14 protein-coding genes are annotated in these 10,261 nt (G+C 40.9%); 6 read left to right on the top strand and 8 right to left on the bottom strand.

All coding sequences use genetic code 11. The features are described 5' to 3' along the window. Positions 1-236: 236 nt before the first annotated feature. A complete protein-coding gene (locus CWC17_RS08435; protein ID WP_138541987.1) occupies positions 237-473 on the top strand; it encodes a YgjV family protein in 237 nt (78 codons plus the stop codon). A gap of 43 nt (positions 474-516) precedes the next feature. On the opposite strand, the gene CWC17_RS08430 is transcribed toward CWC17_RS08435, so the two are convergent. From CWC17_RS08430 to CWC17_RS08405, 6 genes are all read right to left on the bottom strand, one after another. Then, entirely contained in the window at positions 517-1,194 is a 678-nt protein-coding gene (locus CWC17_RS08430) for a FlgO family outer membrane protein (RefSeq protein ID WP_138612589.1), read from the bottom strand. Between the two features lie 119 nt (positions 1,195-1,313). After that, entirely contained in the window at positions 1,314-2,969 is a 1,656-nt protein-coding gene (locus CWC17_RS08425; protein ID WP_138612588.1) for an amidohydrolase, read from the bottom strand. A 129-nt stretch (positions 2,970-3,098) separates the two neighbouring features. Then, entirely contained in the window at positions 3,099-3,335 is a 237-nt protein-coding gene (locus CWC17_RS08420; RefSeq protein WP_138612587.1) for an EF-hand domain-containing protein, read from the bottom strand. A gap of 11 nt (positions 3,336-3,346) precedes the next feature. Next, on the bottom strand, positions 3,347-3,583 hold the full coding sequence (locus tag CWC17_RS08415) for an EF-hand domain-containing protein (protein ID WP_024033183.1): 237 nt from the start codon (positions 3,581-3,583) through the stop codon (positions 3,347-3,349). A gap of 157 nt (positions 3,584-3,740) precedes the next feature. Then, the gene (locus tag CWC17_RS08410) at positions 3,741-3,968 is read right to left on the bottom strand and encodes a hypothetical protein (protein WP_055017316.1); all 228 of its coding nucleotides are present in this window, start codon (positions 3,966-3,968) and stop codon (positions 3,741-3,743) included. 24 nt (positions 3,969-3,992) lie between these two features. Continuing rightward, positions 3,993-4,226, bottom strand: coding sequence for an EF-hand domain-containing protein (locus CWC17_RS08405; RefSeq protein ID WP_004586103.1), 234 nt, complete (start codon positions 4,224-4,226; stop codon positions 3,993-3,995). 301 nt (positions 4,227-4,527) lie between these two features. Here CWC17_RS08405 and CWC17_RS08400 point away from each other — a divergent pair, with 301 nt between their 5' ends. From CWC17_RS08400 to CWC17_RS08385, 4 genes are read left to right on the top strand one after another with little or no spacing between them, the layout of a single operon-like run. Next, positions 4,528-5,979: a sensor histidine kinase gene (locus tag CWC17_RS08400; protein ID WP_138612586.1), complete on the top strand. Its 1,452-nt coding sequence runs from the start codon at positions 4,528-4,530 to the stop codon at positions 5,977-5,979. Between the two features lie 4 nt (positions 5,980-5,983). Continuing rightward, the gene (locus CWC17_RS08395; RefSeq protein WP_138612585.1) at positions 5,984-6,505 is read left to right on the top strand and encodes a hypothetical protein; all 522 of its coding nucleotides are present in this window, start codon (positions 5,984-5,986) and stop codon (positions 6,503-6,505) included. Positions 6,506-6,507: 2 nt separating this feature from the next. After that, complete coding sequence (locus CWC17_RS08390) at positions 6,508-7,857, top strand: sigma 54-interacting transcriptional regulator (RefSeq protein ID WP_138541993.1); 1,350 nt, start codon at positions 6,508-6,510, stop codon at positions 7,855-7,857. Between the two features lie 20 nt (positions 7,858-7,877). Beyond that, complete coding sequence (locus CWC17_RS08385) at positions 7,878-8,378, top strand: DUF1543 domain-containing protein (RefSeq protein ID WP_138541994.1); 501 nt, start codon at positions 7,878-7,880, stop codon at positions 8,376-8,378. Between the two features lie 8 nt (positions 8,379-8,386). On the opposite strand, the gene CWC17_RS08380 is transcribed toward CWC17_RS08385, so the two are convergent. After that, positions 8,387-8,614 carry a hypothetical protein gene (locus CWC17_RS08380; RefSeq protein ID WP_055017322.1) on the bottom strand — a complete coding sequence of 76 codons (228 nt, stop codon included), beginning with the start codon at positions 8,612-8,614 and terminating at the stop codon, positions 8,387-8,389. Positions 8,615-8,739: 125 nt separating this feature from the next. Between CWC17_RS08380 and CWC17_RS08375 the strand changes: the two genes are divergently transcribed. Then, positions 8,740-9,990 carry a multifunctional CCA addition/repair protein gene (locus CWC17_RS08375; protein ID WP_138612584.1) on the top strand — a complete coding sequence of 417 codons (1,251 nt, stop codon included), beginning with the start codon at positions 8,740-8,742 and terminating at the stop codon, positions 9,988-9,990. 8 nt (positions 9,991-9,998) lie between these two features. On the opposite strand, the gene CWC17_RS19350 is transcribed toward CWC17_RS08375, so the two are convergent. Then, complete coding sequence (locus CWC17_RS19350; RefSeq protein ID WP_171037665.1) at positions 9,999-10,163, bottom strand: hypothetical protein; 165 nt, start codon at positions 10,161-10,163, stop codon at positions 9,999-10,001. Positions 10,164-10,261: the final 98 nt, after the last annotated feature.

The raw sequence follows: 10,261 nt of genomic DNA, 5'->3' as shown, positions 1-10,261 counted from the left end.
ATACCAACCCGCATAAGTAAGTGATCTCTTTTGAGGTTAGGATAACGTAGTGATAGCTAGGCAAAAAATTCGCTATTTAGTTGCTCTAAATGAGAATTTTTTAACGCAGGTAGCGACACGTTTAGCCCCGCAAAATGATTGAGTATTATTGCGCATTGGTATTAAACGTTGCAACACTGAGAAGTGCCACAAGTTAGCATTAGTGTAATGCTAACCTAAAGGGTAGGAGAGAACAATTGAGTTGGGAATATTTAGGTTATATTGCATCAGCTTTATTGGTTGCATCGTTAACCATGACCGATGTAGTTAAGTTGCGTTGGTATAATATGTTTGGCTGTATCGTATTTACGGTATATGGTGTGGCTATTGGCGCGGTGCCTGTAGCGCTTACCAATGGTTTATTAGCAGTGGTCAATGTGTATCACCTAATAAAATTGTACCGAGAGCCGAAAGTAAAAGAAGCCAGAAGTTAAAAATTCAAAAAAGGGTTAACGTTTAAGTTAACCCTTTTTTATTTTAAAGCACTGCGTCTAATAAAAGACCATCAGTTCTGCGTGTTGGGTAGATTGACTCAACGATAAAACTTGGAATAAAGCCTTTCGCAGATGAAACCACCACTTTAGATTTAGCGCCAATAATACGAGCATTAACAATTACACCGCGATTAGTGTAAGTTAAAGTGCCTGTTAAAGTGTATTCGATATGTGGGTAGCCTTTAATTTCTTTACCGTTGCGACTAAACGAGAAGTCACCTAATGGGGTTACATGCACCGCGCCGGTGTGCTTGTAATCAACCACAGACAAACCAAACTCCTGCATTTCAGTAATAAAGCTTTCAGCTAGATGATTACCAAATATATTAGTGGTTTGTAAATTGTCATCTAAATTCACAAAAGATGTAATTGCAACAGGGGTACCACTGTTGATGTAGTTCATATTTTCAATTAGCTTCATTGCCAATTGTTCTGTGTAGTTACTTAGTAATTTGCTGTTGTTAATAGGGCGGTAGTTGTTTTCAGGGAACTGCCAGTTATTTACACGTGGTTGATGAACGTCTGAATAGCGGCTGTGTGCGTTATGGTGGCCAATATTATTATGAGGTGCGTGGCCATTGTAAACTGGGTGAGTAGAGCATGCACAAAGTGATAAAGTAAAAAGAGTCGATAAAGTAAGAGATATTTTTTTAGATAACATGTTTTCTTCCTGAAACATAAGAGGTTTTTAAATTCCCCCAGTTATCGACATACTTTTTAATTACTTTAGTAAATATTCATAATAAATTCATTTATTTAAAAAAGCGCCTACTTTGTAAGCTATTCTTTTTTAAAACGTAATTCTCCAGCAATCCAAGTCTGTAAAACCTGTGTTTTATAAATCTCATCCACAGGGACTTTAAAGTAATCTTTGTCTACTAAAATAAAGTCAGCCCACTTTGAGTTTTCTAAGCTGCCTATTTTAAACTCTTGGTGCGCTGCATACGCGCCCCCAAGTGTAAATGCTCTTAGGGCTTGTTCGCGGCTAAGCACTTCAGCGGCGCGCCAACCGTTTTCAGGCAACTTATTATGATCCATACGGGTAATAGCAGAATACAAACCATCAAAGGGGTTTGCTAGTTCCACAGGGTAGTCAGAGCCTGCAGCAATCACAGAGCCTTGCTTTAAAAATGTTTGCCATGCATACGCACCTTGTAGCTGATCATCGGTTAAGCGCTGCTCAGCCATATGCATATCGGAGGTAGCATGCACAGGTTGCATAGATGGAATTATTTTTAGTGCTTTAAAACGTGGTATGTCATCAGGGGTGACAATTTGTGCGTGTTCAATACGGTTTCGCAGTAACATACCGCCCGTTTGCTTAAACACATTTTGATAGGCATCCAGCACCACTTTATTGGCTTTATCACCAATTGCATGGGTATTCGCGCTAAAACCATTTTTAAAGCTTAAAGTAAATAATTCTTCCAACTTGGCTTGGGTTTCTAGCATCAGGCCGTGGTGGTTTTTTCTATCTGCGTAGTCATCTATGAGCGCAGCCCCGCGCGAGCCTAATGCGCCATCGGCATACACTTTTACACTGCGAATAGACATAAACGAATCAGCATCTTGGTAGCGCCCAGCTTTAAGCATGTACTCTAAATCGGGGCTGGCAGCACTGAGCATAGCGACAATTCTTAGTGGTAAATCACCTTGCTCGCTGCGCGCTTTATAAACTTCCCAGGTGGTTTTATCAATACCGGCATCGTGAGTAGAGGTAATACCTAAGCTAAGTAAATGGGCGCCTGCGGCATCTAACGAGTCGCTTATAGCTTGTTTTGAAGGGGCGCTCATATGCTGGGTAATTAACGATTCTGCTTTATCTATAAAAATACCGGTTGGATTACCAAATTCATCTTTAATGATTTCGCCGCCATCAGGCGCTTGAGTAGCTGCGGTAATACCGGCCAGCTCTAAGGCTTTGCTATTAACCCAAATTGCATGGCTGTCAACGCGCGAAAGCACCACTGGGCGGTCATTAACGACCTTATCTAAGTCTTTAGCGGTAGGAAAGCGTGTGTTGCTCCACAGCTCTTGGTTCCAGCCTCGGCCTAATAGCCAGCCTTGTTTATTTTTCGCAAATTGTTCTAACTTTGCGGTTATTTCTTCAACCGACTTAGCACCACGCACATCAAGTTGCGATAGGTTGTCGCCAAGCCCGATCACATGGCCGTGGGCGTCAATTAGCCCTGGCAGCAACGTATTGCCTTTGGCATCAATGAGTGTGGCATCTGGAAAGGTGTTTTTAAGCGTATCATCCCCAGTTTTTACGACTTTGCCGTTTTTAATTACTAAAGTGGAAAATGTGTGTATACCGCCTTGATACAAAGGCGTATAGCCATTAGCGTTATAAATAACCTGCGTTTGAGCGATGCTAGTGCAGCTTGCAAATAAACCAGCAAGCAATAGTGGGTTGAAAAGTTTTTTAAGTTGCATAAGTTAGTTATTTTTTATTGTTAGTAAAATAACACTAGCAAACTCACTTTTAGAATACCAATATGTTGAGGTAGATAGCTTAAAAGCGTAAGGGCTGTTAAAAATTTAGCGCTTACGCATAAAAAAGAGTTACTTACTGGCGTATAGGCCATATTCAGAAAGGGTAAGTCTGCCGTCTTTATCTTTATCATAACTTGAAAAACGCGACCATAGAGCGGGGTCAATGGCGGTTTCAGAGCGGGTTAAAAAGCCATCTTGGTTACGGTCAAACTTTTCAAATTTATCGGCAATTTCTGTACTTTGGGCAAGGGTTGCATCGCTAAAAAGGCCCAGCGCAACAAGCGCTAAATAGCTTACGGTCTTCATATTTATACTACTCAGTAAAGGTTATTGGTTAAATAGTCTTTAAACTCAAGAAGCGAGATTTGTTTGTCTTGGTTTTTATCCCAGCGGGTAAAGGTGCTGAGTAGCTGAGGCTGAGGCTCTAACTCGTCTTCAGTTAAAAAGCCGCTTTTATTGGCATCAAGGTGATCAAAACGCTGTTTAACATCTAACGCAACAGCATTAAAACTGATCATGGTAATAGCGATAACACTAAAAAAAACACACTTCATGGTTTTCCTTCCAACATACAGTGTTTGTAGATTAATAAAAAAAGCACTTGCCATAATTTAACTTCCCAACAATAAATCCGTTTACACATTCCCTCAGGGATTATGGCAAATGCTTTTGAAACCTACTTTACTAGGTAAAAGCTTAAGTAAAACTTAATTATGGTTTAAAGTTTTGAAACTCTTCTTTAGAAATTTTCTTGTCTTCATTTTCATCCAAATCAGCAAATTGCCTCATTACTTCTTTGTCTTGCTTTGCTTCTGCAAGTGATACTGCTCCATCCATATCTTTGTCTAAATGAGCAAAGCGAATATTTACAGAAGAGGCTAAAGCTGTGGCGCTAATGGCTAAAAACATTAATGCAAATGCTGCGATAAGTTGTTTCATAATCATGTTCCTTATTAAATGAATTTACTGAATAAACTTTTTGAATTCACTTAATGACAACTGACCATCTTGGTTAGTGTCTATTTGTGAAAAGTTTTCGTGTAGTACGGCATCTTCACCCGCTTCTGATTCGCTAAGTGTGCCGTTACTGTCTTTATCTAGCTCGTTAAATGTAGCTTGAACGTCCATAGCTATTGCATCTGTGCCCATAAACCCAAAAGCCAGCATGGGTAAAATTACTAAAAAGCGGTTGTTCATTTAATTTCCTTATTGATTAAAGTTGCACTCGCTATTACAAAAATAGTGCCAATTTAAATAAGTATTTAAAATCAGTAGTTTATGGTTTTTATGTGGCGCTTGCCGGAATTTTTTACTTAAATGTGTGTTATTTTTGCAACAGACGGTGCGTACTCTTAGTACTTAACATAGTTATCAATGAGTTAGCATGTTGCTAAATGGCAACAGATGGATATATTGGGTTAAATATAGAAGTTGATTCAGCGAGAGTATAAGGTAAGTAACTAAAATAGGGCGCTTAAAATAATAAAAGGAAATGATAATGCCTGTAACGTTGGCTAAAAAGTATCGTGCAATGCTCAATTGGCGGCCTAACTTAATAGGTCAGTTTATTATTAGCATGCTGCTGTCGTTACTGCCACTTAGTTTAGTGGTGATTGTTTTTTTAAATGCGTTAAACAAACAGCTCGCTGTAACCCAGCTTATTGTCAGTAATAATTACCAAGTTACTAAGTCGTTCAATTTTTTAAAGCAAGAGTTAAATAGCCTAGAGCGAGCTACTCGCCAAAATTGGGTTTTAAAAAGCGAGTCGCTCGACACGCTAATAAACGAAAAATGGCAATCCTCCTTACAAACAATCGATACGCTCAGCCAAAAAAGTACCTCTGGGCAATACACTATGCAATGGCGCCGCTTAGCAGCAATCTTACGAAGTACTCATCAAGCGCTAATTGAAAACAACCAACAAGATGCAGCATTGTTTGTGCCTATTAGCGATTTGGTGGCTGAGCTTACAGTGTGGTTGCGTGATATAAATGCGGCGCAAATTCAAAATAATCAAAATGAGCTAAGCACTTTGCAAAGCTCGTTTATTAACTGGTTAGTGGCGCTTATTCCGCTTACTTTACTAGTGGGTGGGGGCTTTTTATGGCGCATAAGCAAACGTTTAAAAGGGCTTACGTCGGTAATAGATAAACTAGGGCAAGGCCACTGGCAGCAAAAAATAGCGGTGCAAGGTTCCAGTGAGCTGGTGGAGTTGGGCGAAAAACTACAATGGGTGCAAGAGCAGCTACATATGCTCGAGCAACAAAAAGATACTTTTTTACGCCATGTAACCCACGAGCTTAAAACGCCGTTGGCTTCAATGGTCGAGGGCACCGATTTACTTCGTGATGAAATAGTGGGGCCCATTACAAAAGAGCAGCAAGCTGTGCTTGAACTTATTAGCCAATCTATGGTGCGCCTGCGCACTATGATTGACAGCTTACTTAGTTATAACGCTATCAGAACCAGTAAAGACAGTGTTAGCGAGGTCGAATTTGGTAATTTAATAAATAAAATAAACAGCCATTTTGAGCACCGTTTAACGGCTAAGCAGCAACGTCTAAATTGGCACAACAGCATAATAAAACAGACACTTGCATTACCCGCAGAGCTAATAGAAATGACCCTTATTCAGCTCATTTCTAATGCGTTAAAGTTTTCAAATACAGGGCAAAGCGTTGATGTAACCTTAGCGCTTGAGCAAAAGCGACTAACAATACAAGTGCGCGATGAAGGCTGTGGTATTAAAGAGCAAGAAAAAACCCAAATATTCAGCGCATTTTACCAAGGTAAGCATAATAAAGATGTTACGCTGCAAGGCAGTGGCCTAGGTTTAACCATAGTAAAAGAGTCGGTTGAGCAGTTACAAGGTCAGCTCAGTGTTGAGCATAACCAGCCCCAAGGCTGCTTATTTACAATAAAAATACCTTTAATTAATCAAGGAGTTTAATAGCATGCGTACGCGTTTAATAGCTATTTTATGTGTGCTCAGTAGTGCGGTTATTTTAGCTGGGTGTGCAACAAATAACACACAAACAGCAGCTGTGTCACAGGAGGTTGCGCCTGCAAAAAATGCGGTGCCAAATCCTAAAAAGCGTCCTAAAAGTGACCCCGTTTACCCCAGCGCAGCACGTGTTATTGCATGGCATGCTAATCAATGTGGTGGTTTTAAAGTAAAACCAACCCCACTCACTTATTTAGGTGAGAAAGAGCTAAAACGCTTTTTTAAATACATGTGTATTAACACTTCAAGCGCACCCAAAGAGGTAATGGCACGCTTGCAAAAACTCGATTTAGCCTACTTTTGGCCAGAGCCTATTAAACAATATTTATGGCTTCAAAAGCAGCATGTTACGCGGCAAATCAATGCGCTAAAAGAGCAGCAGGCGTTAAATGACAAAATGCAGCAAACGTTATCGTCTTTAGCCACCATAGAGCAACAGTTATTACTACGCGAAGACACGAAGGAGCAGTAATTATGACAACACACACACCACAAGGTGCAAAAGTATTACTTGTTGATGATGATGCAAGTTTACTTAAATTACTCGCACTAAGAATCGAGTCTAAAGGGTATGAAGTAACTACCTGTGAAAGCGGCATACTTGCATTGCAAGTTCTTAAAAGCCACGTGTTTGATGCAGTTATAACTGACCTGCGTATGGACGAAATGGATGGCATGGCCTTGCATCGCCAATTACAAAGCCGCTACCCAGCACTGCCGGTAATAATGATGACAGCGCATGGCTCTATTCCCGATGCGGTTGAGGCGACAAAACAAGGTATTTTTGCGTTTATTACAAAACCGGTAGATAAAGATGAGCTTTTTGATAGCTTAGCCAAAGCCATTGAAATACATGGCGTAAACGCAGAAGAGTCACCTCAAAAAAGTAATATAGTCACGCGTAGTGGCGCTATGTTGCACCTCCTTGAACAAGTAAAGTTACTGGGGCCAACCCAAGTAAATGTGCTTATTTCGGGCGCCAGTGGTACCGGTAAAGAGTTATTGGCTCAGGCGATTCATCAACACAGCCATGTAAGTGAAGGGCCTTTTGTGGCTATTAACTGTGGTGCAGTGCCAGGGGAGCTTTTAGAGTCAGAATTATTTGGCCATAAAAAAGGCGCATTTACAGGGGCGGTGAAAGATCACCAAGGTTTGTTTCAGCAAGCGCAAGGCGGCACCTTATTTTTAGATGAAATTGGCGATATGCCGCTTAACTTACAGGTTAAGTTACTGCGTGTACTACAAGAAAAAACCATACGCCCGGTGGGCTTCCAAGAAGAAATTCCTATTGATGTGCGCATTGTATCGGCCACGCATAAAAATTTACCCGATGCGATTAGCAATCAACAATTTAGGGAAGATTTATACTACCGACTAAATGTTGTTAATTTAAAATTGCCGCCGCTGTGTGAGCGCCGCGAAGATATAAGCTTGCTTGCCCAACACTTTAGCGCAAGTATTGCTAAACGTATGAACCAAAAAGAAAAGCGCTTTGCAAACGATGCCATGCATGCACTGGTACGTTACGACTGGCCTGGGAATATTCGCCAGTTACAAAATGTTGTAGAGCAAGTGGTCGCATTAAGCGCCAGCGAGGTAATTTCTGCGCACTTAGTGTTAAACGCACTTAATTCAAACGAAGCCAGTGCAGAGCCGCTTTCTTTAAACGATGCCAAAAAAGAGTTTGAGCGCGATTATGTAATAAACACCCTTAAAATGGCCGGTGGTAACGTAGCCGAAGGCGCAAAACTTGCCAAACGTAATCGTTCGGATTTTTATAAATTAATAAAAAAACACAATATTGATGTCGATAATTTAGTGTAATTTAAAAGTAAGGTAATTAAATGCAGTTATTTATGGTGTATTTAGGCGGGCGAATTCAAGGCTGCCACATAGAAATGCACGATATTCGCTTTGTTGTAGGTCAAAGCATTGAGCAAACCTACTCAAAACTAAAAAGCCAATGGGTGGGCGATAAAAACAATGTGCATATGGACAGCTACATGGCAGTTAACCATATCGACGGTTATAAAGTAGAAGTCGTTGATACTTACGTTGAGCAAAATAAGCAGTTGTATTTTGTTAATTTAGGCGCTTACAGAAGCGACTCTATGGCAGAGCAACACGACTTTGCCTTGTATGTTGCCGGTAGCCCAGCAGAGGCCAAGCAGCGCGCTAAAAGCGATTTGCTTGCAGGCCTTAGCCATATTCATAAAGATGATTTACATGATGTAGATGACTGCTTTGCTATAGATTTACTCGACAGCCAATTAAATATCAAGCTTACGCCAAGTGGGCATGCTCAGCCAATAAAGCCTGATTGGTTTGGGTATTATATTCTTTAAGAGTAAAATTAAGAGTCTTGCTCGCTTTGCTCATTGGCTTCGCTTTTAGCTGCCATTTTAAATGCCACAATAACTAGGGTAAACATCGCAAAGGGCAGCGCTGCCAACATGTATTCAACCATGTTGCTATCTTGAAAGTTAGCCTGTAGTAAAAAGTGTCCCGCCACGCACATTACAATAACCACAAGTAATATAGGCAGTAGCATAAGTTCTTTTTTTGATGAATGATTTTTCATTGAGTATAAGGCTGCGGCTTTAAATAAAGTGCTATTGTAATGAGCTTACTTAAGCTTGGCAAACAATGGCTATTTTAATGGTATGATCGATATCAAATAACCACCCAGTGTGATTAGGATAAACAGTGAAACACAACCTTAAGCAAGTTTACCTTGTTGGTGGCGCGGTACGCGACCAGCTCCTTAATATAGCATCAAAAGATAACGATTATGTTGTTATAGGCGAAACACCCCAAACTATGGAGTCGCTTGGTTTTGTGCCTATAGGAAGTGATTTTCCGGTTTATTTACACCCAAAAACAAAAGAAGAATACGCCTTGGGCCGCACTGAGCGAAAAAGTGGTAAAGGCTATACCGGCTTTGTGGTAGACGCCAGTCCTCATGTTACGCTCGAGGAAGACCTTGCAAGGCGCGATTTAACTATAAACTCAATGGCACTTGATGAAAACGGCACCGTTATTGACCCTTTTAATGGCCAAAGCGATTTACACAATAAAATATTGCGCCATACCACAGAGGCCTTTGTAGAAGACCCTGTAAGGGTATTACGCATAGCGCGTTTTTTGGCGCGTTACGGAAGTGAGTGGCGTATTCACCCAAGTACGTATGCATTAATGCGCGAGCTTAAAAACAAAGGTGAGCTTAATCATTTAGTGCCCGAACGCGTATGGCTTGAAACCGAAAAAGCACTGGGTGAAAAACACCCTGAACTTTATTTTCAAGCACTGCATGGTTTAGGTATTTTCCCTGAAATAGAGCAAATGGACGGTGTACCGCAACCTGCCAATCACCACCCCGAAGGCGATGTGCTTGTTCATACTATGTTGGTACTTAGGCGCGCTGCCGATTTAAACTTTAATTTAGAAACACGGTTTGCGGCACTCACTCATGATTTTGGCAAGGCACTGAGCTATAAAAAACGCGGTAATTTACGCGGCCATGAGCGCGAAGGGGTAGCCGTAGTAGAAAAGTTTTGTGAGCGTTTAAAAGTGCCTAACCGCTTTCGCGATATTGGCGTACTCACCAGCGATAATCACACCTTATGCCATACGCTTGAGCAATTAAGGCCACAAACGATTCATAAATTAATTGTCACTAATTTAAATGCTTTAGTGCACCCTGAGCGGTTTATTTCGTTTACCCAGGCATGCCAGTGTGATGCGCAAGGGCGCGGAGAAACGCTCGTAGATAAGCCCTATCCGCAAGAAGCTAAGCTGCGTGCAATTTTTAATGAATTACAAAAATTGGATAAAAAGCAGGTAGTGCAAACTGCACTAAAAAATGGCAAAAAAGGCCCAGAAATAGGCGAAGAGGTAAAGCTGGCAGAAATAAACTGCATCAAAGCGTTTTTACAACACGAGCAAGCAACGCAATAGGCAAAGCCCTAGCTGAGGTATTCAGACACGCCTTCGTTTTTAACTTGCTCTGGCTGTCGTAAGTTTTTATATGTAGAGGTGACAGGCTCTGAAGGTAAGCTAGGTGCTTGCTCTTGGGGCCTGTATAAATCAAAAATAAATTCGATCTCTTCACGCTCAAGTGGGTTGTTCATGATCTATTCTCCTTAATTAGCGCTCAGGGTATGGCTGTTCGACTGAATTAAAAGTGAATAGTTACATTTTAAGTTGTAGTAAATTGTAATCACTGTGC

This window comes from Pseudoalteromonas sp. S3785 (assembly GCF_005887365.1).
In the GTDB taxonomy this organism is placed as follows: domain Bacteria; phylum Pseudomonadota; class Gammaproteobacteria; order Enterobacterales; family Alteromonadaceae; genus Pseudoalteromonas.
The sequence above is the reverse complement of the archived record's forward strand: the minus strand, read 5'-3'. Positions and strand labels throughout refer to the sequence as shown.

Bases quoted from the DNA above. Each gene is read 5' to 3' on its own strand.
- CWC17_RS08400 (WP_138612586.1), top strand. From the start codon at position 4,528: ATGCCTGTAACGTTGGCTAAAAAGTATCGTGCAATGCTCAATTGGCGG.
- CWC17_RS08415 (WP_024033183.1), bottom strand. From the start codon at position 3,583: ATGAAGTGTGTTTTTTTTAGTGTTATCGCTATTACCATGATCAGTTTT.
- CWC17_RS08405 (WP_004586103.1), bottom strand. From the start codon at position 4,226: ATGAACAACCGCTTTTTAGTAATTTTACCCATGCTGGCTTTTGGGTTT.
- CWC17_RS19350 (WP_171037665.1), bottom strand. From the start codon at position 10,163: ATGAACAACCCACTTGAGCGTGAAGAGATCGAATTTATTTTTGATTTA.
- CWC17_RS08420 (WP_138612587.1), bottom strand. From the start codon at position 3,335: ATGAAGACCGTAAGCTATTTAGCGCTTGTTGCGCTGGGCCTTTTTAGC.
- CWC17_RS08385 (WP_138541994.1), top strand. From the start codon at position 7,878: ATGCAGTTATTTATGGTGTATTTAGGCGGGCGAATTCAAGGCTGCCAC.
- CWC17_RS08430 (WP_138612589.1), bottom strand. From the start codon at position 1,194: ATGTTATCTAAAAAAATATCTCTTACTTTATCGACTCTTTTTACTTTA.
- CWC17_RS08410 (WP_055017316.1), bottom strand. From the start codon at position 3,968: ATGAAACAACTTATCGCAGCATTTGCATTAATGTTTTTAGCCATTAGC.
- CWC17_RS08395 (WP_138612585.1), top strand. From the start codon at position 5,984: ATGCGTACGCGTTTAATAGCTATTTTATGTGTGCTCAGTAGTGCGGTT.
- CWC17_RS08390 (WP_138541993.1), top strand. From the start codon at position 6,508: ATGACAACACACACACCACAAGGTGCAAAAGTATTACTTGTTGATGAT.
- CWC17_RS08380 (WP_055017322.1), bottom strand. From the start codon at position 8,614: ATGAAAAATCATTCATCAAAAAAAGAACTTATGCTACTGCCTATATTA.
- CWC17_RS08425 (WP_138612588.1), bottom strand. From the start codon at position 2,969: ATGCAACTTAAAAAACTTTTCAACCCACTATTGCTTGCTGGTTTATTT.